This window comes from Azotobacter beijerinckii (assembly GCF_900110885.1).
Taxonomy (GTDB): Bacteria; Pseudomonadota; Gammaproteobacteria; order Pseudomonadales; family Pseudomonadaceae; genus Azotobacter; species Azotobacter beijerinckii.
In genome coordinates, this window is the sequence record NZ_FOFJ01000014.1 from 42,938 (window position 1) to 63,555 (window position 20,618).

Consider the following 20,618-nt stretch of genomic DNA (forward strand, 5'->3'; position numbering starts at 1 on the left):
CATGAGTCAATGCGGAGCCCCCACCGTCAGTGCGCCCGAAAAGAAGGTGCCGTGGCACTACTTCACCTCGGCCCTGTGGGACTACAACGTCGCCCTGGTGCAGATGCTCGCGCTCTGCCCGACCCTGGCGGTGACCACCACCGCCACCAACGGCCTGGGCATGGGCCTGGCCACCACCCTGGTGCTGATCCTCACCAACGCGCTCATCTCGTCGATGCGCCATACCATCTCCCCGGAGGTGCGCAACCCGGTGATGATCGGTGTGATCGCCGGCGTGGTGACCCTGATCGACATGGCGATGAACGCCTGGATGCACGAGCTGTACAAGGTGCTCGGCCTGTTCATCGCGCTGATCGTGACCAACTGCGCGGTGCTCGGCCGTGCCGAGTCCTTCTGCCTGAAGAATCCGGTGATCCCCTCGATGCTCGACGGCGCCGGCATGGGCGCCGGCTTTACCGCCGTGCTGGTGGTGATCGGCGGTATCCGCGAGATCCTCGGCAGCGGTACCCTGTTCTCCCAGGCGTCCTCGCTGCTCGGCCCGTACTTCAAGTGGATGGAAATCACCGTGATTCCCGACTTCCAGGGCATCCTGCTGGCCATCCTGCCGCCGGGCGCCTTCATCGTCCTAGGCTTCCTGCTGGCCGCCAAGCGGGTGATCGACCGCAAGCGCGCCGAACGCCGGCAGAAGACCCATGGCGAGCTGGTGGTCCTGCAGTAACCCCCGGCCGAGGAGTGAGTTCAAGATGAGAGTTTCAGTGGTATACGCCGATCCGGCCAAGCCCCTCCTGCTCAGCTGCAAGGTGGAGGACGGCTGCAGCGTGGAGCAGGCGATCGAACAGTCCGGCCTGCTGCGCTGCTGCCCGGACATCGACCTGAAGAAGCAGAAAGTCGGGGTGTTCGGCAAGTTCGTCAAGCTGGACAGTCCGCTCAAGGAAGGCGACCGCGTGGAGGTCTACCAGCGCATCACGCGGGTACTCGACGACGACGATGATGACGATGACGCTTGAGTTGAGTCGCCCAGGAGGCCGCTTATGGTAACCCCCGTGAACATGAGTCGCGAAACCGCCCTGCGTATTGCCCTGGCTGCCAGGGCTCTGCCCGGTACCACGGTTGGCCAGTTGCTGGAAATCCTGCATCAGCAGATCGACGGTCCGCTGACCGAGGAAAGCCTGCAAGGCGTGAGCGTCACCGACCTGAAGATCGGTCTGGCCGGCTCCGAGGAAGATGTCGACATGCTCGACACCCCCATGTCGGCGCTGAAGGATGCGGTACGCATCCTCTGGGGCGAGGCCGAGGTCGACAGCCTGCCCCAGCCGGTGAAGCTGGAGCGCATGCCGGAAGGCTCGATCCGCGTGGCCATCGCCTCCAACAACGGCGAGCAGTTGGACGGGCACTTCGGTTCCTGCCTGCGCTTTCTCATCTATCAGGTGAGCGCCAAGGAGAAGGCGCTGGTCGAGATCCGCTCGACCCTGGACGTAGCGCTGGCCGAGGACAAGAACGCCTGGCGCGTCGAGCAGATCCAGGACTGCCAGGTGCTCTACGTGGTCTCCATCGGCGGACCGGCGGCAGCCAAGGTGGTCCGCGCCGGTATCCATCCGCTGAAGAAGCCCAAGGGCGGTGCGGCGCAGGAAGCCATCGCCGAGCTGCAGGCGGTCATGGCCGGTTCGCCGCCGCCGTGGCTGGCCAAGTTCGTCGGCGTTGCCGCCGAAGAGCGCGTGCGCTTCGCCGTGTCCGACGAGGAAGAGGTGGTCAAGGCATGAGCGAAGCACGTCGACTGATTGCCGTGGCGGTCGATCGCCAGGGTCGGGTGGCCGACCATGCCGGGCGTGCCCAGCGCTGGGTGGTGTTCGACGTCTGGCCCGGCCAGGCGCCGGCGAACATCTATGCCATCGAGCTGGAGGAGCAGGCCTCCCTGCACCTCTGGCACACTACCGAGTACCCCGAGCGGCATCCGTTGCACGGCATGGACGTGGCCATCGCCGCGACCGCCGGCGATGGCGTGATCCGCCGTCTCGGCGAGCGCGGGGTGACCTTGCTCACCACCGGCGAGAGCGACCCGGAACGGGCGGTCAAGGCCTACCTGGCCAACGAGCTGCCGCCCGGCAAGCCCCACGACGAGCACTCCTGCGGCGGGGAAGGGCACCAGCACTAGCTGTCGCCTTCCCGAGGGGCGGCGGCCACGCCGCCCCTTGCCGCAATTCCCCCGTATCCCCCGCTGCGCCCCGTCCTTTTCCCGTCTTGGTCAACACCCTTTCCGCCCGCCGTGCGTGGGGCTTTCTCCAGGCTGCCGAACCCGGCCCCGGATGCCCGCTGCTGCGCGCGAGCGCCGCCAGGCCTGTGTCAGCCGGAGCTGAAGGCTTTCGCCGCGGACGATGGCCGGTGGCCGGTCGAGTTCGCTGGGGCCGCTGGCCGAGGTCGGGTACTGGCGCACAGGGCGTTGCGCCGGGTGGGAGGCGCGGGGGAGAAGAGCGGGAGAGCGGGCAGGCGTGCCCGTTGCCGGCACGCCTCTTGCCTCCGGCCGCCCCGGACAAGGGGGCCGCTCGGTCTCAGGCCGGGACGCCGAGGATCACGTTGGAGGCCTTGATCACCGCGCTGGCGCTGCCGCCCGGCTTCAGGCCCAGCTCGGCCACGGCTTCCTTGGTGACCACGGAGGTGATCTCGGTGCCGCCGGCCAGGGTCAGGGTGACTTCGGCGTTGACCGCGCCGGCCTCGATGGTTTTGACGGTGCCGGTCAGGATGTTGCGGGCGGACAGGCGATAGCCGCTGCCGTCGGTCATCAGCAGGACCCAGGGCGCCTTGATGACGGCGACCACCGGCTTGCCGGCGGCCAGTCCTAGGGATTTGGCGCTTTCCATGGTCACCACGGCGGCCAGCTTGTCGCCGCCACTCAGGGCGATGTCCACCTCGGCGTTGACCGCGCCTTCTTTAAGAGCGCTGACGGTACCGCTGAAGACGTTGCGGGCACTGATTTTCATGCTGTTTTCCTCGTCCGATGGCGTGCAGGTTTTGGTACAACCGTTATATCATCCACAACATAATTTGTCGCAAAGCCGACGGGCTATGCGAGTCTGGAGTATAGACAGGGCTGTTGTAGACACGGAACACTAGGAAAGTACCATTTGGCATGTGAATTGCCTTATATAAACCTCGCTAGATAGATAAGTTGCAGGCCACCGACGATGACCGCCACCCGTTTCCTTGCCCGCATGTCCCTGGACACCGATGTCGGCACCGCCCTGTCCGATACCCGCATCCGCCTGCTCGAGGCGGTCGAGCGCGAGGGCTCGATCAACCGGGCCGCCAAGGCCGTGCCGCTGTCCTACAAGGCGGCCTGGGATGCCATCGACACCATGAACAACCTCGCCCCCGAGCCTCTGGTGGTACGGGTCGCCGGCGGCCGCCAGGGCGGCGGCACCCAGCTCACCGAGTACGGCCGCCGTATCATCGCCATGTACCGCGCCCTGGAGATCGAGTACCAGAGCGCCCTCGACCGCCTTTCCGAGCGCCTCAACGAAGTGACCGGCGGCGACATCCAGTCCTTCCAGCGGCTCATGCACTCGATGAGCCTGAAGACCAGCGCGCGCAACCAGTTCGCCGGCACCATCACCGGCCTGCGGGTCGGCGGCGTCGACTACGAGGTGCGCATCCGCCTCGATGCGCAGAACGAGATCGCCGCGATCATCACCAAGGCCAGCGCGGAAAACCTCGAGCTGGCCATGGGCAAGGAGGTCTTCGCCCTGGTCAAGTCCTCCTCGGTGATGCTCACCACCGAGCGCTCGCTCAAGCTCACCGCGCGCAACCAGCTGTGGGGCGAGGTCGTCGAGATCCACGAGGGGCCGGTGAACAGCGAGGTGACCCTGGCCCTGCCGTCCGGACGCAGCGTGACCTGCGTGGTCACCGGCGACAGCTGCGAGGCCCTCGGCCTGGCACCGGGCGTGGAGGCCTGCGCCTTCTTCAAGTCGTCCAGCGTGATCCTCGCCGCCTACGGTTGAGCCGTCAGTTTTCCCCTTTCCCTTCACATGGAGTGCCACCCATGAGCTTTTCGCCGTCCCGCCTGTTCGTCGCCCTGAGTGCCGGTCTGATTGCCTGTGCCGCCCAGGCCGCCGAGGTACAGATCGCCGTCGCCGCCAACTTCACCGCGCCGATCAAGGAAATCGCCGCCGACTTCGAGAAGGACACCGGCCACAAGGTGATCGCCTCCTTCGGTCCGACCGGCGGTTTCTATACCCAGATCCAGAACGGCGCGCCCTTCGAGGTCTTCCTCTCCGCCGACGACACCACCCCGGAGAAGCTGGAGAAGGAAGGCGCCACCGTCCCGGGTTCGCGCTTCACCTACGCGATCGGCAAGCTGGTGCTGTGGTCGGCCAAGCCCGGCTACGTGGATGACAAGGGCGAGGTACTGAAGAAGAACGCCTTCAAGCACCTGGCCATCGCCAATCCGAAGACCGCGCCCTATGGCCTGGCCGCCACCCAGGTGCTGGCCAAGCTCGGCCTGAGCGAGGCGGTCAAGCCGAAACTCGTCGAGGGCGCCAACATCGCCCAGGCGCACCAGTTCGTCGCCACCGGCAACGCCGAGCTCGGTTTCGTCGCCCTGTCGCAGGTGTCCAAGGACGGCAAGCTCACCGAAGGCTCCGGCTGGACCGTGCCGGCCAGCCTGCACGACCCGATCCGCCAGGACGCGGTGATTCTCGCCAAGGGCAAGGACAACCCGGCGGCCAAGGCGCTGGTCGATTACCTCAAGGGGCCCAAGGCTACCAAGGTGATCAAGGCCTACGGCTACGACCTGTAAGTAAGCGCAGGAGCCCCGGCAATGCCGCTGTCCGAACACGACCTCTCGGCGATTCGCCTGACCCTGGAGCTGGCCTCGCTGACCACCCTGCTGCTGCTGGTGGTCGGCACGCCGATCGCCTGGTGGCTGGCGCGCACCCGCTCGCGCCTGAAGGGGGCGATCGGGGCGGTGGTGGCCTTGCCGCTGGTGCTGCCGCCGACCGTGATCGGCTTCTACCTGCTGGTGACCCTGGGGCCGCACGGCCCCATCGGTCAGCTGACCCAGTCCCTGGGCCTTGGCACGCTGCCGTTCACCTTCACCGGCCTGGTGGTGGCGTCGGTGTTCTATTCCCTGCCCTTCGTCGTGCAGCCCTTGCAGAACGCCTTCGAGGCGATCGGCGACCGCCCGCTGGAGGTGGCCTCGACGCTGCGCGCCGGCCCTTGGGATACCTTTTTCACCGTGGTGCTGCCGCTGGCGCGGCCCGGTTTCGTCACCGCCGCGATTCTCGGCTTCGCCCATACCGTGGGCGAGTTCGGCGTGGTGCTGATGATCGGCGGCAACATCCCGGAAAAGACCCGTACCGTGGCGGTGCAGATTTTCGACCACGTCGAGGCGATGGAGTACGCTCAGGCCCATTGGCTCGCCGGCGGCATGGTGCTGTTCTCTTTCTTCGTGCTGCTCGCGCTCTATTCCAGTCGTCGCTTCAAACCGGGGCTGAGCTGATCCGCCGGGAGGTTCACCGATGAGCACCACCTTCGAACTCTCTGTCGCCGATAGCGGAGCCGCCGCCCGTTCGGCCAGCGTGCCGGCGGATGGCATCCGTGCCCGTTTCCGGCTGACCTATCCGGGGTTCGCGCTGGATGTCGACCTGACGCTGCCGGGGCATGGCGTGACCGCGCTGTTCGGCCACTCCGGCTCGGGCAAGACCACGATCCTGCGCTGCGTCGCCGGCCTGGAGCGGGCCGCCGAGGCGCGCCTGGAGATCAACGGCGAACTCTGGCAGGACAGCGCCGCCGGGGTGTTCCTGCCGACCCACAAGCGCGCCCTCGGCTACGTGTTCCAGGAGGCCAGCCTGTTTCCCCACCTGTCGGTGCGGCGCAACCTGGAATACGGCATGAAGCGCGTCGACGCCGCCGGCCGGCGGGTGTCCTGGGAGCGGGTGCTGGAACTGCTCGGCATCGGCCACCTGCTCGACCGCCTGCCCGGCCGTCTGTCCGGCGGCGAGCGCCAGCGCGTCGGCATCGCCCGGGCGCTGCTCACCAGCCCCCGCCTGCTGCTGCTCGACGAGCCCCTGGCGGCGCTCGACCTCAAGCGCAAGAACGAGATCCTGCCCTACCTCGAACGCCTGCACGACGAGCTGGACACCCCGATGCTGCTGGTCAGCCATTCGCCGGACGAGGTGGCGCGCCTCGCCGACCATGTGGTGCTGCTCGATCAGGGCCGCGTGGCCGCCCAGGGCGACCTGCAGGAAACCCTGGCGCGGCTCGACCTGCCGACCGCCTTCAGCGAGGACGCCGGGGTGGTCGTCGAGTCGCGGGTGGCCGAGCACGACGACCGCTATCACCTCACCCGTCTCGAATTCCCCGGCGGCGCGGTCCTCGTCGCGCGCCGCCCGGAGGCCCTCGGCCAGCGCCTGCGGCTGCGCGTGCACGCCCGCGACGTCAGCCTGGCGCTCCATCGGATCGAGGACACCAGCATCACCAACGTGCTGCCCGCCACGGTCCGCGAGGTGGTCGAGGCCGACACCCCGGCCCACGTGCTGGTGCGTCTGGATGCCGAAGGTACCCCGCTGATCGCCCGCATCACCCGTCGCTCCTGCGACCAGCTCGACATCGCTCCCGGCAAGCGGATGTGGGCGCAGATCAAGGCGGTGGCGCTGCTGGCCTGATCCGAGGTCCGGGCCAGAGCGGCCGGGCCTGGCTTCCGACGAATACCCCCATGCCGAGTCATGACAAAATCATGGCATTGGCGCATTATTCGCGCGGTTTTTTCTTCACCAACCGTGGACAACTCCACCGGCGCACCGCCATGACCGGAACGTGGCACGCAGGGGCGTCGCAGCGACCTGGCCACAAGGGTAACGGCATGTCTCAACTCGAAACCTTCTACGACGTGATGCGGCGTCAGGGCATCACCCGGCGCAGCTTTCTCAAGTACTGCAGTCTGACGGCCGCAGCCCTGGGCCTCGGTCCCGCCTTCGCCCCGCAGATCGCCCACGCGATGGAAACCAAGCCGCGCACCCCGGTGCTCTGGCTGCACGGCCTGGAATGCACCTGCTGCTCCGAGTCGTTCATCCGCTCGGCGCATCCGCTGGTCAAGGACGTGGTGTTGTCGATGATCTCCCTGGACTACGACGACACCCTGATGGCCGCCGCCGGCCACCAGGCCGAAGCGGCCCTCGAAGAGACCATGAGGAAGTACAAGGGCGAGTACATCCTCGCGGTGGAGGGCAACCCGCCGCTCAACGAGGACGGGATGTTCTGCATCGTCGGCGGCAAGCCGTTCGTCGACCAGCTCAAGCACGCCGCCAAGGACGCCAAGGCGGTGATCGCCTGGGGCAGCTGCGCCAGCTGGGGCTGCGTGCAGGCGGCCAGGCCGAACCCGACCCAGGCGGTGCCGATCCACAAGGTGATCACCGACAAGCCGATCATCAAGGTGCCGGGCTGCCCGCCGATCGCCGAGGTGATGACCGGGGTGATCACCTACATGCTGACCTTCGGCAAGCTCCCCGAGCTGGATCGCCAGGGCCGGCCGAAGATGTTCTACGGCCAGCGCATCCACGACAAATGCTACCGCCGCCCGCACTTCGACGCCGGCCAGTTCGTCGAGCACTGGGACGACGAGGGCGCGCGCAAGGGCTACTGCCTGTACAAGGTCGGCTGCAAGGGGCCGACCAGCTACAACGCCTGTTCCACGGTGCGCTGGAACGAAGGCACCTCCTTCCCGATCCAGGCCGGCCACGGCTGCATCGGCTGCTCGGAGGACGGCTTCTGGGACAAGGGCTCGTTCTATGAGCGGCTGAGCAGCATTCCGCAGTTCGGCATCGAGAAGAACGCCGACCAGATCGGCGCCGCCGTCGCCGGCGGCGTCGGTGCCGCCATCGCCGCCCACGCCGCGGTCACCGCCATCAAGCGTCTGCAGAACAAGGGGGATCAGGCATGAGCAGCCTTCCGAACGCCAGCCAGCTGGACAAGTCCGGCCGGCGCATCGTCGTCGACCCGGTGACCCGCATCGAAGGCCACATGCGCTGCGAGGTCAACGTCGACGCCAACAACGTCATCACCAACGCGGTCTCCACCGGCACCATGTGGCGCGGTCTCGAGGTCATCCTCAAGGGCCGCGATCCGCGCGATGCCTGGGCCTTCGTCGAGCGCATCTGCGGGGTCTGCACCGGTACCCACGCGCTGACCTCGGTGCGCGCGGTGGAGGATGCCCTCGGCATCCAGATCCCCTACAACGCGCACCTGATCCGCAACCTGATGGACAAGACGCTGCAGGTGCACGACCACATCGTGCACTTCTACCACCTGCACGCGCTGGACTGGGTCAACCCGGTCAACGCCCTGAAGGCCGACCCCAAGGCGACTTCCGCCCTGCAGCAGGCGGTCTCGCCGGCCCACGCCAAGTCCAGCCCCGGCTACTTCCGCGACGTGCAGACCCGCCTGAAGAAGTTCGTCGAGAGCGGCCAGCTCGGCCTGTTCGCCAACGGCTACTGGGACAACCCCGCCTACAAGCTGCCGCCCGAGGCGGACCTGATGGCGGTGGCGCACTACCTGGAAGCGCTGGACCTGCAGAAGGACATCGTCAAGATCCACACGATCTTCGGCGGCAAGAACCCGCACCCGAACTACATGGTCGGCGGCGTGGCCTGCGCCATCAACCTCGACGACGTCGGCGCCGCCGGCGCGCCGGTCAACATGGTCAGCCTGAACTTCGTCCTCGATCGCATCCACGAGGCCCGCGAGTTCACCAAGAACGTCTACCTGCCGGACGTCCTGGCAGTCGCCGGGATCTACAAGGACTGGCTGTACGGCGGCGGCCTGGCCGGGCACAACCTGCTCTCCTACGGCACTTTCACCAAGGTGCCGTACGACAAGTCCAGCGATCTGCTGCCGGCCGGCGCCATCGTTGGCGGCAACTGGGACGAGGTGCTGCCGGTCGACGTGCGCGATCCCCAGGAGATCCAGGAGTTCGTCAGCCACTCCTGGTACACCTACGCCGACGAGACCAAGGGCCTGCACCCCTGGGACGGCGTCACCGAGCCGAAATTCGAACTCGGTCCGAACACCAAGGGCAGCCGCACCAACATCCAGGAGCTCGACGAGGCGCACAAGTACAGCTGGATCAAGGCGCCGCGCTGGCGCGGCCACGCCATGGAGGTCGGCCCGCTGGCGCGCTACATCATCGCCTATGCCTCCGGCCGCGAGTACGTCAAGGAACAGGTCGACCGCTCGCTGGCCGCCTTCAACCAGAGCACCGGCCTGGCCCTCGGCCTCAAGCAGTTCCTGCCCTCGACCCTCGGCCGCACCCTGGCGCGCGCCCTGGAGTGCGAGCTGGCGGTGGACAGCATGCTCGACGACTGGCAGGCCCTGGTCGGCAACATCAAGGCCGGCGACCGCGCCACCGCCAACGTCGAGAAGTGGGACCCGAGCACCTGGCCGAAGGAGGCCAAGGGGGTCGGCATCAACGAGGCGCCGCGCGGCGCCTTGGGCCACTGGATCAGGATCAAGGACGGCAAGATCGAGAACTACCAGGCGATCGTGCCGACCACCTGGAACGGCACCCCGCGCGACCACCTGGGCAACATCGGCGCCTACGAGGCCGCGCTGCTCAACACCAGGATGGAGCGTCCGGACGAGCCGGTGGAGATCCTGCGCACCCTGCACAGCTTCGACCCCTGCCTGGCCTGCTCGACCCACGTGATGTCGCCGGACGGCCAGGAGCTGACCCGGGTGAAGGTCCGCTGAACCGGAGGATTGCACGATGGCACTGGAAAAATCCCTGGAAACCGGCGACGGCCAGGAGAAGGTCCGCAAGCAGACCGCGGTGTATGTCTACGAGGCGCCGCTGCGCCTCTGGCACTGGGTGACGGCGTTGTCGATCGTCGTGCTCGGCGTGACCGGCTACCTGATCGGCGCGCCGCTGCCGGCGATGCCCGGCGAGGCGACGGACAACTACCTGATGGGCTACATCCGCTTCGCCCACTTCGCCGCCGGCTACGTGCTGGCGATCGGCTTCGTCGGCCGGGTCTACTGGGCCTTCGTCGGCAACCACCACGCCCGCGAGCTGTTCCTCGTCCCGGTGCACCGCAAGGCCTGGTGGGGCGAGCTGTGGCACGAGATCCGCTGGTACCTGTTCCTCGAGAAGATCCCGAAGAAGTACATCGGCCACAACCCGCTGGGCCAGCTGGCGATGTTCTGCTTCTTCGTGGTCGGCGCGCTCTTCATGAGCGTCACCGGCTTCGCCCTCTATGCCGAGGGCCTGGGGCAGGGCAGCTGGGCCGACCGGCTGTTCGGCTGGGTGATCCCGCTGTTCGGCCAGAGCCAGGATGTGCATACCTGGCATCATCTTGGCATGTGGTACCTCGTGGTCTTCGTCATGGTGCATGTCTACCTGGCCGTGCGCGAAGACATCGTGTCCCGGCAGTCGCTGATCTCCACCATGGTCGGCGGCTGGCGGATGTTCAAGGACGACCGGCCGGACTGACCGCCGCTGGCGCACCGCCAGGGGGCGTAGGCAGTCTGCGCCGCACTGTTTTTCACCGCCCGGGTCGCTGGTCGTCACGGGTTTTCGCCATCAGGGACGTGCGAGTTGACCCACGGTCCGGGCCGCGCCGCCCGGTGGTAAACGATCCATGACAGGCTCCAGCCCCAACATCCTGATTCTCGGCATCGGCAATCTGCTCTGGGCGGACGAAGGCTTCGGCGTACGTTGCGTCGAGCTGCTCAACGCCCGCTACCGCTTTCCCGACGGGGTGCGGCTGATGGACGGCGGTACCCAGGGCATCTACCTGGTGCAGCACGTCCAGCAGGCCGACTGCCTGATCGTCTTCGACGCCGTCGACTACGGCCTGCCGCCCGGCACCCTGAAGATCGTGCGCGACGACGAGGTGCCCAAGTTCATGGGCGCCAAGCGCATGAGCCTGCACCAGACCGGCTTCCAGGACGTGCTGGCGCTCGCCGAGTTCACCGGCGCCTATCCGCGCGAGCTGCTGCTGGTCGGCGTGCAGCCCGCGGAGCTGGAGGACTTCGGCGGCAGCCTGCGCGAGCCGGTGCGGGCCCAGCTGGAGCCGGCGCTGGCGATCGCCCTGGCCTACCTCGCCGAGCGCGGCATCCTGCCCGAGCATCGCGAGGACTGTGCCGAGCAACTGGCTCCCGAGCAACTGGCCCTGGGCCGCTACGAGGCCGAGCGGCCGGCCGAGGAGCTGGCCTACCGCCACGGCGACATCCGCTTCATCCCGCAACCGGGTCGGGGGGACGACTGAGCATGTGCATCGGTATTCCCCTGCAGGTGCTGGAGTGCGCGCCGGGCCGTGCGCTGTGCGGCGACGGCCAGGACAGTCGCTGGATCGATACCCGGCTGATCGAGCCGCCGGCGCCCGGCGACTGGCTGCTGGTGTTCCTCGATGCCGCCCGCGAAGCCCTCGACGCCGAGCGCGCCGCGCAGATCCGCGAGGCCCTGCGTGCGCTGCAGGCGGTGCAGAGCGGCGATCTGGCCGCCCTCGACGGGCTGTTCGCCGACCTCGACCGCGAGCCGCAACTGCCGCCCCACCTGCAGGCACAACTGCCCCCCAAGGAGCCGAATTCCCCATGAGCCACCCCCTGATCGAGCGTCTGACCGCGACGCTCGGCTACCCCTTGCTGGACGCCGCCGGTCTCGACCGCCAGGTGCAGGCGCAGCCGTTCTCCGTGCTGTTCTTCGCCGGCGATCCCAGGCGCTTTCCCGAGACGCTCGACGTCGCGGTGATCCTCCCGGAGCTGGTCAAGGCCTTCCCGCAGCTCGCGCCTGCGCTGATCGTCGGCGCGGACGAAGCCGGCCTGCAGGGGCGCTACGGCTTTTCCGTCTGGCCGAGCCTGGTGTTCCTCAAGGAGGGGCGCTTCCTCGGCAGCCTGTCGCGGGTGCTGAACTGGGGCGAATACCTCGAGCGCATCCCGCCGATCCTCGCCGGCACCCCCCAGGATCTTCCCCCCCTTCCCGTGCTGTCGCCGGAGCGCGGCGCACCCACCTGCAGCCCGACGGAGGCAAGCCAACCATGACCGGCAATCTGCCCATTCTCCCGGCCGGTTTCGGCCCCGGCTCCCTCGGCGACGAGGAACAGCTCGACTACCTGCCGATGCCCCGCGCGATGCACACCTTCGAGCGCCCGCCGCTGCCGGAGCCCGAGCAACTGGGCAAGCACCCCATCGCCCTGGCGCTGCTGGAGCGGCTGCAGGAGGCGCTGATCGCCTACCGGGTCGGCGAGCAGAGCCGGGTGATCGGCCTCGACCGCCAGCCCAAGGCCGACCTGGCGCTGCTCCAGCAGATCCTCGGCGAGGGCGAGGTGGCGGTGCAGGTGGGCGGCCAGCGCCCGGTGCGCATCCAGGAAACCGTGCTCGCCGGGGTCTGGTGGGTGCAACTGCAGGTCGGTCTGGGCGAGGTCGTCGGCCAGTGGCTGGAGGTCGCCGACGTTCCCGCGCTGGTGCGCCGCCGGGCCTTCGCCGAGGCCCGCTGGCCGCGCCTCGGCGCGACGCTGCCGGACGATCTGCTGAACGCCGGCCCGGTGCTGGTGGAACTGCTCGACGCGGCGAAGAAGCATGCCGAGCGCGAATGCGCCACGCCGCACGTGATCAACCTGTCGCTGCTGCCGTTCTCCGCGGAGGACCAGCGTTTCCTCGCCGAGCAACTCGGCGAGGGGCCGGTGACCGTGCTGTCGCGCGGCTACGGCAACTGCCGCATCGCCAGCACCGCGACCCCCGGGATCTGGCGCGTGCAGTACTTCAACAGCACCGACCGGCTGATCCTCGACACCCTGGAGGTGACCAGCATCCCGCAGGTGGCCTGCGCCGCCCAGGAGGACATCGACGACTCCGCCGAGCGGCTGCGCGAGATCCGCGAGGCGCTGGAGTGAGCACGCGCTTCGAGGGCAGCTACCTGGGGGACGCCGCGCGTCTGGCCAACGACGCCGTGCTGGAGTGCAAGGTCTGCTGGTATCGCTACGATCCCGCCCTGGGCGACGAAGTCTGGCAGATCCCGCCGGGCACGCCCTTCGCCGCCCTGCCGGCGCACTGGTGCTGCCCGCGGTGCGACGGCGACCGCGAGCAGTTCATGGTCGTGGACGACTGAGCCGATGCTCGCGGCGGCGGATATCGAGGCCTACTACCGGGCGGTCGGCACGCGCATGGCCGAGCTGCCGGTGTGCAACCCGGCGCTCGCCGTGGAACTGCTCGGCTGGCGCGCGGTCGAGGGCGTCGGCGCGCTCGGCGTGCTGATCACGCCCTGGTGCATGAACCTCTTCTGGCGGCCGCCGGCCGGGGCCGAATTGCCGGCCAAGGGCGAGCGCGCGGTGCTGGCGCTGCCCTCCGGCGACTACGAATGCACCCTGCACGAGGACGAAAGCCTCGGCCGCTACGCCAGCGCCTCGCTGTGTTCGCCGATGCAGGACTTTCCCGGCCAGGCCGAGGCGCGGGCGATGGCCGAGGAGGTGCTCCGGCTGATCTTTGCCGGACCCGAGTCCGAACCCGAGTCGCCGCAACCGGCGCAACTGACCCGCCGCGCGCTGTTCCGTCGCGCCCTCGGCGGCACGCCGTGAGCGCCTGGGCTGAACCGGCCGGGCGCCTGCAGGTGGAGGTTCGCTTGCAGGACGGCGTCATCCGTGCCGTCGACACCCGCCTGCAGCGCCCGCTGGCGCAGCTTTCCCGCCTGCTGGTCGGGCAGACCGCGGAGGCGGCTCTGGCGCGTATCCCCTTGCTGTTCGCCCTGTGTGCCGCCGCCCAGCAGGTGGCGGCGCTGCGGGCGCTGGAGCGGGCCGCCGGCTGGCCGGCCGTGCCCGAGGTGGAGCAGGGCCGCACCCAGCTCAGCGAGCTGGAGCTGATCCGCGAATCCCTGCTGCGCCTGGTGCAGGACTGGCATCTGCCGCTGCCCCTGGAGCGGCTCAAGGCACTGGTCGCCCTGTGTCGGCGCGGCGCGGCCTTGCTGCAGCCGCTGACTGTCTTCCGTGCCTCGCCGCTGCCGGCCGATCCGCAGCTTGAGGAGACGCTGGCCGAGCTGGCTGCTGCCTGGGCCGATCTGGAGCTGCCGATCCCGGCCGACTGGCTGGGTCCGCGTCTGAGCCGCTGGCGGGAGGTCGCCCTCGGCGGCCCGCTGCCGGCGGTTTTCGATCCGGCCGCTCTGTCGGCGCTGCTGGCGCAACTGCGTGCCGGCGATGCCCGCGCCGAGATCGCCGGTGCGCCGCGGATCACCGGCCCGGCGGCCGTCGCCGGGATGCAGGCGACGGCGGCCGCGCAGATCGAGCAGCACGTCGGCGCGCTGCTGCGGCGCACGGCGCAGGCGATAGACTCGCTGCAGCAGCCGTCGCTGCCGCCGGCCGTGGCCGGACTGGCGGCGGGGGAGGGCGTCGGCCTGGCGCAGACCGCCCGCGGCGCTTTGCTGTGCCGAGTGCAGGTGGAGAATGGGCTGGTCGGCGCCTGGCAACTGCTGGCGCCGACCGACTGGAATTTCCATGCCGACGGCCCGCTGCGCCGTTGGCTGTGCGGCGTGCGGGTGGCCGAGGAAGACAGCGAGGCGCTGCTGCGCGCGCTGATCCTCGCGGTCGATCCCTGCGTCGCGTTCGAGGTGAAGATCATTCATGCATGAGATGTCGATCGCCGAGGGCATCGTCCAGTTGCTCGAGGAGCAGGCCGCGGCGCAGCGCTTCGCGCGGGTCAAGGCGGTGTGGCTGGAGATCGGCCCGCTGGCCGCGGTCGAGGTCGAGGCGCTGCGCTTCTGCTTCGAGGCGGTGACCCGCCACAGCCTGGCCGAGGGCGCGCGCCTGGAGATCGTCGAGCTGCCGGGGCGCGCCTGGTGCCTCGGCTGCAACGCCAGCGTGGCGATCCGCCAGCGCTACGACGCCTGCCCGCAGTGCGGCAGTTACCGATTGCAGGTCACCCAGGGCGACGAGCTGCGGGTCAAGGAACTGGAGGTAGAGTAAGCATGTGTACCGTTTGCGGCTGCGCCGAGGGCGAGACCCGGATCGAGGGCGAGCACCACCATCATCATGGCCATCACCACCACGAGCACGCCTTCGTGCGTCGCCCGGCTCCGGCCGAGGCCGCGCCGCTGGTGGTCGAGGGCCTCAACCTGCACTTCGGCCAGGGCCCGGCCCGCGCCCACGCGCCGGGCCTCAGCCAGAGCCGCATGGTGCAGATCGAGCAGGACATCCTCGGCAAGAACGACCGCTACGCCGCCGAGAACCGCGCGCGCTTCGACGCCCTGTCGCTGTTCGTCCTCAACCTGGTATCCAGCCCCGGTTCGGGCAAGACCACCCTGCTGACCAAGAGCATCGAGCTGCTCGGCCGGCGCCGGCCGCTGGCGGTGATCGAGGGCGACCAGCAGACTGACCACGACGCCGCGCGCATCCGCGCCACCGGCGTGCCGGCGGTGCAGGTCAACACCGGCAAGGGCTGCCACCTGGACGCGCACATGGTCGGCCACGCCCTGACGCGGCTGGACGGCCTCGAAGGCGGCCTGCTGTTCATCGAGAACGTCGGCAACCTGGTCTGCCCGGCGGCCTTCGACCTCGGCGAGGCGCACAAGGTGGCGATCCTCTCGGTCACCGAGGGCGAGGACAAGCCGCTCAAGTACCCGGACATGTTCCACGCCGCCGACCTCATGCTGCTGAACAAGACCGACCTGCTGCCGCACCTGGACTTCGACGTCGAGGCCTGCATCGCCTACGCCCGGCGGGTCAACCCGGACATCGAGGTGATCCGCGTCTCGGCGCGCAGCGGCGAGGGCATGGACGAGTGGCTGGCCTGGATCGAACGCCAGCGCGGCGCCCGCCTGCGCGCCCGGATCGACGCCCTCCGGGCCCAGGCGCAGGCCCTCGAGGCGCTGCTCTGAATCAGCCGGCGGAGGCGGGCGTGCGCCTGCTGCTGCGCGGCCGGGTGCAGGGGGTCGGCATGCGCCCCGGCGTGCACCGTCTGGCCACCGCCCTCGGCCTGTCCGGCGCGGTGTGCAACACCGGCGAGGGCGTGCGCATCGACCTGCAGGGCCCGGCGGACAGGCTCGCCGAATTCGAGCGGCGCCTGCCCGCCGAGCTGCCGCCGCTGGCCCGGCTTGATGCCCTCCAGCACGAGAACCTCCCTGCCGGGACGCGCTTTTCCGGCTTCGCCATCGTGGCCAGTCGCGACGAGAGGAGCGGAGTGCTGGCGCCGCCGCCGGACGCCGCGGTCTGCCCGGCCTGCCTCGAAGAACTCTTCGATCCGCACAACCGCCGCTGGCGCCATCCCTTCATCAACTGCACCCACTGCGGCCCGCGCTACAGCCTGATCCGCCGCCTGCCCTACGACCGCGCCCAGACCAGCCTGGCGGCCTTCGAACTCTGTCCGGACTGCCGGCGCGAGTACGAAAATCCGGCCGACCGCCGTTTCCACGCCCAGCCGATCGCCTGCCCGGCCTGCGGCCCCCGGCTGTGGTGCGAGGACGGCGGGGGCCGGCGCCTGCCCGGCGATCCCGTCGAGCTGGCGCTGGCCGCCCTGCGCCGCGGCGAAGTTGTCGCCCTGCGCGGCGTCGGCGGCTTCCACCTGGCCTGCGATGCGCGCAATGCCGAGGCGATGGCCGCGCTGCGCCGGCGCAAGCGCCGCCCGGCCAAGCCCTTCGCGCTGATGGTCGCCAACCCGGCGTCGCTGGAGGCCCTGGTCGAGTTGAACGAAAACGGTCTCGCCGAGCTGAGCGCCCCGGCCGCGCCGGTGGTGCTGCTGCGCAGGCGGCCCGCCGCCGACGGCTTGCTCGCCGCCGAGGTGGCGCCGGATCTGGCCTGGCTCGGCGCGATGCTGCCGCATAGCCCGCTGCACTGGCTGCTCTTTCACGAGGCCGCCGGGCGGCCGGCCGGCAGCGCCTGGACCGCCGCGCCCCAGGATCTGCTGCTGGTGATGACTAGCGCCAACCTGAGCGGCGAGCCGCTGATCACCGACAACCTTGAGGCGCGCGAGAAGCTTGCCGGCATCGCCGACCTCTGGCTGCTGCACGACCGCGAGATCGTCAATCGTGTCGACGACTCGGTGGTCAGCGCTTTGGGCCGCGCGCCGGTGGTGATCCGCAGCGGCCGAGGCCTGACGCCCCAGGAAATCCGCCTGGCCCGCAGCGGCCCCTCGGTGCTGGCCCTCGGCGGCCAGTTGAAGAACGCCATCTGCCTGACCCAGGGCGACCGTGCCTGGCTGTCCCCGCATATCGGCGACCTGCACAGCGCCGACACCTGCCGCGCTCTGGAGCGCACGGTGGCGCAGTTCGGCGAGCTGCTCGGCGTCCGTCCCGAGCGCATCGCCTGCGACCTGCACCCGGATTTCTTCGCCAGCCGTTTCGCCCGCGAGCATGCCGAGCGCCACGGCCTGCCGCTGCACCCCGTTCAGCACCACCACGCCCATATCGCCGCGGTGCTGGCCGAGCACGGCCTCGCCGAGCCGGTGCTCGGCCTGGCGCTGGACGGCTTCGGCCTCGGCGCCGACGGCCGGCTGCGCGGCGGCGAACTGTTGAAGGTGATGGCGGACGGCTGCACCTGGCTCGGCGAGCTGAATCCGCTGCCGCTGCCGGGCGGCGACCAGGCATCGCGCGAGCCCTGGCGCATGGCTGCCGGCGCCCTGCACGCGCTGGGTCGCGGCGACGAGATCGCCACGCGCTTCGCCGCCGAGCCGGGCAGCACGGCCATTGCGCGGATGCTCGAACGCGGCTTCAATTGCCCGCCGAGCAGCAGCGCCGGCCGGCTGTTCGATGCCGCGGCGGGCCTCTTGGGTCTCGGCGAGCGCCAGCGCTACGAGGCCGAGGCGGCGCTGCGCCTGGAGTCGCGGGTGGTCGGCCTGCCGGAAGCGGTTCCCGCGCTCTGGCGGATCGGCGACGACAACCGGCTGGACCTCTCGCCGCTGCTGGCGCGCCTGGCGGACCTGCACGACCCGCAGGTCGGCGCCGAGCTGTTCCACGGCGTGCTGATCGAGGCCCTGGCCGCCTGGACAGCGCGTGCGGCCGAAGCCACCGGCCTGCGCCGGATCGCCCTGGGCGGCGGTTGTTTCCTGAACACCTGGCTGCGCGACGGGCTCTGCATGCGCCTGCAGGCTGCCGGTCTCGAGCCGCTGCTGCCGCGGCGGGCGCCGCTCAACGACGGCGGTCTGGCCCTCGGCCAGGCCTGGGCGACGTTGCTGGCACCGGATATCCCATCGACACGAGGACAAGCGTGATGTGCCTGGCCATTCCGGTCCGCATCGAGGAACTGCTCGACGAACAGAGCGCGGTCGCCTGCATCGGCGGCCTGCGCAAGACCATCAACGTCGCCCTGCTCGACGATCTCAAGGTCGGCGACTACGTGATCCTGCACGTCGGCTTCGCCCTGCAGAAGCTCGACGAGGCCGAGGCGCAGCGCACCCTGGCGCTGCTCGCCGAACTGGGCCAACTGGCCGAGGCCGAACAGGCCGCACAGGGAGAGGCACCATGAAGTACGTCGACGAATTCCGCGACGGCGCCACCGCGCGCCAGCTCGCCGCGCGCATCGCCGCCGAGGCCGATTCCGCGCGTGCGTACCGGCTGATGGAGTTCTGCGGCGGGCACACCCACGCGATCTTCCGCTACGGCATCCCCGACCTGCTGCCGGCCAACGTGCGGCTGATCCACGGCCCGGGCTGCCCGGTGTGCGTGATGCCGATCGGCCGGCTGGACATGGCCATCGAGCTGGCGCGCCGCCCGGAAGTGATCCTCTGCACCTACGGCGACATGCTGCGCGTGCCCGCCTCCGGCCGGGTCAGCCTGCTCAAGGCGCGCGCCGAAGGCGCCGCGGTGCGCATGCTCTACTCGCCGACCGAGGCGCTGAAGCTGGCGCAGGACAACCCGAATAAAGAGGTGGTGTTCTTCGCCATCGGCTTCGAGACCACCACCCCGCCCACCGCGCTGGTGATCGAGCAGGCGCGGAAGCTCGGTCTGACGAATTTCTCGGTGTTCTGCAACCACGTGCTGACCCCGGCGGCGATGCACGCGATCCTCGCCACCCCGGAGGCGCGCGCCGGCGCTCTGCAGCTGGACGGTTTCATCGGCCCGGCCCACGTCAGCACGGTGATCGGCAGCGCGCCCTACGCGCCCTTCCCCGCGCAGTACGGCACGCCGCTGGTGATCGCCGGCTTCGAGCCGCTGGACCTGCTGCAGGCGCTGTTGATGCTGGTACGCCAGCTCAACGAGGGTCGCGCCGAGGTGGAGAACCAGTTCACCCGCGCGGTCACCGCCGAAGGCAACCGCAAGGCGAAGGCGCTGACCGAGCGGGTCTTCGAGGTACGCGAGAGCTTCGAATGGCGCGGCCTGGGCGCCGTGCCGCACAGCGCCCTGCAGATCCGCGCGGAATTCGCCGCGTTCGACGCCGAGCGGCGCTTCGCCCTCGAACCGCGCACCGGGCTGGAGAACAAGGCCTGCGAATGCCCGGCGATCCTGCGCGGGGCGAAGAGCCCGCGCGACTGCAAGCTGTTCGGCAACCCCTGCAGCCCGGACAACCCGCTCGGCTCGTGCATGGTTTCCTCCGAGGGCGCCTGCGCCGCCTGGTACGCCTACGGCCGCCAGCGCCAGGCGGCGGCCGTGGAGGTGGCCCGATGAGCCGGCTCGATCTGAAGAACGGCAGCGTGGAGATGGTCCATGGCAGCGGCGGCCGCGCCATGGGCCAGCTGATCGAGGAGCTGTTCGCCCGCGCCCTGCGCAACCAATGGCTGGACCAGGGCAACGACCAGGCGCAGTTCGAGCTGCCGCCCGGGCGGGTGGTGATGGCCACCGACAGCCACGTGATCTCGCCGCTGTTCTTCCCCGGCGGCGACATCGGCAGCCTCGCCGTGCACGGCACCATCAACGATGTGGCCATGGCCGGCGCCCGGCCCTGCTATCTGGCCGCCGGCTTCATTCTCGAGGAAGGTTTTCCGTTGGCCGACCTGGCGCGCATCGTCGAGTCGATGGCCGCCGCCGCCCGCGAGGCCGGCGTGCCGGTGGTCACCGGCGACACCAAGGTGGTCGAGCGCGGTAAGGGCGACGGGGTGTTCATCACCACCACCGGGGTCGGCGTGGTGCCGGCCGGTCTGCACCTCTCCGGCGACCAGGCGCGGCCGGGCGACCGCATCCTGCTCTCCGGCAGCATCGGCGACCACGGCGTGACCATCCTTTCGCTGCGCGAAGGGCTCGGCTTCGAGGCCGACATCGGCTCCGACTCCCAGGCCCTGCACGGGCTGGTCGCCGCGATGGTCGAGGCGGTGCCGGAGATCCGCTGCCTGCGCGACCCGACCCGCGGCGGCCTGGGCAACACCCTCAACGAACTGGCCCGCCAGTCGGGGGTCGGCATGCAGCTCGTCGAACGGGCCATCCCGCTGCGCGAACCGGTGCGCGCCGCCTGCGAATTCCTCGGCCTCGACCCGCTGTACGTGGCCAACGAGGGCAAGCTGGTCGCCATCTGCCCGGCCGAGCAGGCCGAGCGTCTGCTCGAGGTCATGCGCGCCCATCCGCAGGGGTGCGAGGCGGCGATCATCGGCACGGTGGTGGCCGACGAGCGCCGCTTCGTGCAGATGGAGACGCTGTTCGGCGGGAGCCGGATGGTGGACTGGTTGAACGGGGAGCAGTTACCGAGGATTTGCTGACAAGTCAGAAGGGCGGTGTTGGCCTAACCTTG

25 protein-coding genes are annotated in these 20,618 nt (G+C 69.6%); 24 read left to right on the forward strand and 1 reads right to left on the reverse strand.

Features of this window, described 5'->3' with window-relative positions; genetic code table 11:
• Position 1: 1 nt before the first annotated feature.
• From BMY22_RS09465 to BMY22_RS09480, 4 genes are read left to right on the forward strand one after another with little or no spacing between them, the layout of a single operon-like run.
• On the forward strand, positions 2-718 hold the full coding sequence (locus tag BMY22_RS09465; protein WP_090621480.1) for an electron transport complex subunit E: 717 nt from the start codon (positions 2-4) through the stop codon (positions 716-718).
• A gap of 25 nt (positions 719-743) precedes the next feature.
• Positions 744-1,007: an RnfH family protein gene (locus BMY22_RS09470; protein WP_090621482.1), complete on the forward strand. Its 264-nt coding sequence runs from the start codon at positions 744-746 to the stop codon at positions 1,005-1,007.
• A 24-nt stretch (positions 1,008-1,031) separates the two neighbouring features.
• Positions 1,032-1,760, forward strand: a complete 729-nt coding sequence (gene nifX / locus BMY22_RS09475) for a nitrogen fixation protein NifX (RefSeq protein WP_090621483.1) — start codon at positions 1,032-1,034, stop codon at positions 1,758-1,760.
• Positions 1,757-2,152 carry a NifB/NifX family molybdenum-iron cluster-binding protein gene (locus BMY22_RS09480; RefSeq protein WP_090621485.1) on the forward strand — a complete coding sequence of 132 codons (396 nt, stop codon included), beginning with the start codon at positions 1,757-1,759 and terminating at the stop codon, positions 2,150-2,152. The genes nifX and BMY22_RS09480 overlap by 4 nt, the downstream gene beginning before the upstream one ends.
• A gap of 394 nt (positions 2,153-2,546) precedes the next feature.
• On the opposite strand, the gene BMY22_RS09485 is transcribed toward BMY22_RS09480, so the two are convergent.
• A complete protein-coding gene (locus tag BMY22_RS09485; protein ID WP_090621487.1) occupies positions 2,547-2,975 on the reverse strand; it encodes a TOBE domain-containing protein in 429 nt (142 codons plus the stop codon).
• A gap of 204 nt (positions 2,976-3,179) precedes the next feature.
• On the opposite strand from BMY22_RS09485, the gene BMY22_RS09490 reads away from it, so the two are divergent.
• From BMY22_RS09490 to hypE, 20 genes are all read left to right on the forward strand, one after another.
• Positions 3,180-3,992 (forward strand): TOBE domain-containing protein, encoded by an 813-nt coding sequence (locus BMY22_RS09490; RefSeq protein ID WP_090621489.1) that lies wholly within the window; start codon positions 3,180-3,182, stop codon positions 3,990-3,992.
• 41 nt (positions 3,993-4,033) lie between these two features.
• Positions 4,034-4,789: a molybdate ABC transporter substrate-binding protein gene (gene modA / locus BMY22_RS09495; protein WP_090621491.1), complete on the forward strand. Its 756-nt coding sequence runs from the start codon at positions 4,034-4,036 to the stop codon at positions 4,787-4,789.
• Positions 4,790-4,810: 21 nt separating this feature from the next.
• Positions 4,811-5,491, forward strand: a complete 681-nt coding sequence (gene modB, locus BMY22_RS09500; protein ID WP_090621493.1) for a molybdate ABC transporter permease subunit — start codon at positions 4,811-4,813, stop codon at positions 5,489-5,491.
• A 19-nt stretch (positions 5,492-5,510) separates the two neighbouring features.
• Complete coding sequence (gene modC, locus BMY22_RS09505; protein ID WP_244158834.1) at positions 5,511-6,656, forward strand: molybdenum ABC transporter ATP-binding protein; 1,146 nt, start codon at positions 5,511-5,513, stop codon at positions 6,654-6,656.
• Between the two features lie 197 nt (positions 6,657-6,853).
• The gene (locus BMY22_RS09510; RefSeq protein WP_090621494.1) at positions 6,854-7,930 is read left to right on the forward strand and encodes a hydrogenase small subunit; all 1,077 of its coding nucleotides are present in this window, start codon (positions 6,854-6,856) and stop codon (positions 7,928-7,930) included.
• Positions 7,927-9,735, forward strand: a complete 1,809-nt coding sequence (locus BMY22_RS09515; protein WP_090621496.1) for a nickel-dependent hydrogenase large subunit — start codon at positions 7,927-7,929, stop codon at positions 9,733-9,735. Before BMY22_RS09510 ends, BMY22_RS09515 begins: the two co-directional genes overlap by 4 nt.
• Before the next feature lie 16 nt (positions 9,736-9,751).
• Positions 9,752-10,474 (forward strand): Ni/Fe-hydrogenase, b-type cytochrome subunit, encoded by a 723-nt coding sequence (gene cybH / locus BMY22_RS09520; RefSeq protein WP_090621498.1) that lies wholly within the window; start codon positions 9,752-9,754, stop codon positions 10,472-10,474.
• Positions 10,475-10,622: 148 nt separating this feature from the next.
• Positions 10,623-11,252 (forward strand): HyaD/HybD family hydrogenase maturation endopeptidase, encoded by a 630-nt coding sequence (locus BMY22_RS09525; protein ID WP_090621499.1) that lies wholly within the window; start codon positions 10,623-10,625, stop codon positions 11,250-11,252.
• A 2-nt stretch (positions 11,253-11,254) separates the two neighbouring features.
• Positions 11,255-11,581, forward strand: a complete 327-nt coding sequence (locus tag BMY22_RS09530; protein ID WP_090621501.1) for a HypC/HybG/HupF family hydrogenase formation chaperone — start codon at positions 11,255-11,257, stop codon at positions 11,579-11,581.
• Positions 11,578-12,024 carry a thioredoxin domain-containing protein gene (locus BMY22_RS09535; RefSeq protein ID WP_090621503.1) on the forward strand — a complete coding sequence of 149 codons (447 nt, stop codon included), beginning with the start codon at positions 11,578-11,580 and terminating at the stop codon, positions 12,022-12,024. The genes BMY22_RS09530 and BMY22_RS09535 overlap by 4 nt, the downstream gene beginning before the upstream one ends.
• On the forward strand, positions 12,021-12,875 hold the full coding sequence (locus BMY22_RS09540) for a hydrogenase expression/formation protein (RefSeq protein ID WP_090621505.1): 855 nt from the start codon (positions 12,021-12,023) through the stop codon (positions 12,873-12,875). Before BMY22_RS09535 ends, BMY22_RS09540 begins: the two co-directional genes overlap by 4 nt.
• Positions 12,872-13,090, forward strand: a complete 219-nt coding sequence (locus tag BMY22_RS09545) for a rubredoxin (RefSeq protein ID WP_090621507.1) — start codon at positions 12,872-12,874, stop codon at positions 13,088-13,090. Before BMY22_RS09540 ends, BMY22_RS09545 begins: the two co-directional genes overlap by 4 nt.
• 4 nt (positions 13,091-13,094) lie before the next feature.
• Complete coding sequence (hybE, locus tag BMY22_RS09550) at positions 13,095-13,556, forward strand: [NiFe]-hydrogenase assembly chaperone HybE (protein WP_090621509.1); 462 nt, start codon at positions 13,095-13,097, stop codon at positions 13,554-13,556.
• Positions 13,553-14,599, forward strand: a complete 1,047-nt coding sequence (locus BMY22_RS09555; protein ID WP_090621511.1) for a nickel-dependent hydrogenase large subunit — start codon at positions 13,553-13,555, stop codon at positions 14,597-14,599. The genes hybE and BMY22_RS09555 overlap by 4 nt, the downstream gene beginning before the upstream one ends.
• Positions 14,592-14,933, forward strand: coding sequence for a hydrogenase maturation nickel metallochaperone HypA (hypA, locus tag BMY22_RS09560; RefSeq protein WP_244158835.1), 342 nt, complete (start codon positions 14,592-14,594; stop codon positions 14,931-14,933). The genes BMY22_RS09555 and hypA overlap by 8 nt, the downstream gene beginning before the upstream one ends.
• 2 nt (positions 14,934-14,935) lie before the next feature.
• Positions 14,936-15,844, forward strand: coding sequence for a hydrogenase nickel incorporation protein HypB (gene hypB, locus BMY22_RS09565; protein ID WP_090621513.1), 909 nt, complete (start codon positions 14,936-14,938; stop codon positions 15,842-15,844).
• Between the two features lie 20 nt (positions 15,845-15,864).
• Positions 15,865-18,171 (forward strand): carbamoyltransferase HypF, encoded by a 2,307-nt coding sequence (hypF, locus tag BMY22_RS09570; RefSeq protein ID WP_090621514.1) that lies wholly within the window; start codon positions 15,865-15,867, stop codon positions 18,169-18,171.
• Positions 18,171-18,425 (forward strand): HypC/HybG/HupF family hydrogenase formation chaperone, encoded by a 255-nt coding sequence (locus BMY22_RS09575; protein ID WP_090621515.1) that lies wholly within the window; start codon positions 18,171-18,173, stop codon positions 18,423-18,425. The genes hypF and BMY22_RS09575 overlap by 1 nt, the downstream gene beginning before the upstream one ends.
• Positions 18,422-19,564, forward strand: coding sequence for a hydrogenase formation protein HypD (gene hypD / locus BMY22_RS09580; RefSeq protein WP_090621517.1), 1,143 nt, complete (start codon positions 18,422-18,424; stop codon positions 19,562-19,564). The genes BMY22_RS09575 and hypD overlap by 4 nt, the downstream gene beginning before the upstream one ends.
• Positions 19,561-20,586: a hydrogenase expression/formation protein HypE gene (gene hypE, locus BMY22_RS09585; RefSeq protein WP_090621519.1), complete on the forward strand. Its 1,026-nt coding sequence runs from the start codon at positions 19,561-19,563 to the stop codon at positions 20,584-20,586. Before hypD ends, hypE begins: the two co-directional genes overlap by 4 nt.
• Positions 20,587-20,618 lie beyond the last annotated feature (32 nt).

Coding starts and splice junctions, on each gene's coding strand:
- modA (WP_090621491.1), top strand. CDS start 4,034: ATGAGCTTTTCGCCGTCCCGCCTGTTCGTCGCCCTGAGTGCCGGTCTG.
- hypE (WP_090621519.1), top strand. CDS start 19,561: ATGAGCCGGCTCGATCTGAAGAACGGCAGCGTGGAGATGGTCCATGGC.
- BMY22_RS09465 (WP_090621480.1), top strand. CDS start 2: ATGAGTCAATGCGGAGCCCCCACCGTCAGTGCGCCCGAAAAGAAGGTG.
- BMY22_RS09530 (WP_090621501.1), top strand. CDS start 11,255: ATGTGCATCGGTATTCCCCTGCAGGTGCTGGAGTGCGCGCCGGGCCGT.
- hypD (WP_090621517.1), top strand. CDS start 18,422: ATGAAGTACGTCGACGAATTCCGCGACGGCGCCACCGCGCGCCAGCTC.
- BMY22_RS09510 (WP_090621494.1), top strand. CDS start 6,854: ATGTCTCAACTCGAAACCTTCTACGACGTGATGCGGCGTCAGGGCATC.
- BMY22_RS09470 (WP_090621482.1), top strand. CDS start 744: ATGAGAGTTTCAGTGGTATACGCCGATCCGGCCAAGCCCCTCCTGCTC.
- modC (WP_244158834.1), top strand. CDS start 5,511: ATGAGCACCACCTTCGAACTCTCTGTCGCCGATAGCGGAGCCGCCGCC.
- BMY22_RS09480 (WP_090621485.1), top strand. CDS start 1,757: ATGAGCGAAGCACGTCGACTGATTGCCGTGGCGGTCGATCGCCAGGGT.
- BMY22_RS09535 (WP_090621503.1), top strand. CDS start 11,578: ATGAGCCACCCCCTGATCGAGCGTCTGACCGCGACGCTCGGCTACCCC.
- cybH (WP_090621498.1), top strand. CDS start 9,752: ATGGCACTGGAAAAATCCCTGGAAACCGGCGACGGCCAGGAGAAGGTC.
- hypA (WP_244158835.1), top strand. CDS start 14,592: ATGCATGAGATGTCGATCGCCGAGGGCATCGTCCAGTTGCTCGAGGAG.
- hybE (WP_090621509.1), top strand. CDS start 13,095: ATGCTCGCGGCGGCGGATATCGAGGCCTACTACCGGGCGGTCGGCACG.
- BMY22_RS09540 (WP_090621505.1), top strand. CDS start 12,021: ATGACCGGCAATCTGCCCATTCTCCCGGCCGGTTTCGGCCCCGGCTCC.
- BMY22_RS09490 (WP_090621489.1), top strand. CDS start 3,180: ATGACCGCCACCCGTTTCCTTGCCCGCATGTCCCTGGACACCGATGTC.
- BMY22_RS09515 (WP_090621496.1), top strand. CDS start 7,927: ATGAGCAGCCTTCCGAACGCCAGCCAGCTGGACAAGTCCGGCCGGCGC.
- modB (WP_090621493.1), top strand. CDS start 4,811: ATGCCGCTGTCCGAACACGACCTCTCGGCGATTCGCCTGACCCTGGAG.
- nifX (WP_090621483.1), top strand. CDS start 1,032: ATGGTAACCCCCGTGAACATGAGTCGCGAAACCGCCCTGCGTATTGCC.
- BMY22_RS09485 (WP_090621487.1), bottom strand. CDS start 2,975: ATGAAAATCAGTGCCCGCAACGTCTTCAGCGGTACCGTCAGCGCTCTT.
- BMY22_RS09575 (WP_090621515.1), top strand. CDS start 18,171: ATGTGCCTGGCCATTCCGGTCCGCATCGAGGAACTGCTCGACGAACAG.
- hypB (WP_090621513.1), top strand. CDS start 14,936: ATGTGTACCGTTTGCGGCTGCGCCGAGGGCGAGACCCGGATCGAGGGC.
- BMY22_RS09525 (WP_090621499.1), top strand. CDS start 10,623: ATGACAGGCTCCAGCCCCAACATCCTGATTCTCGGCATCGGCAATCTG.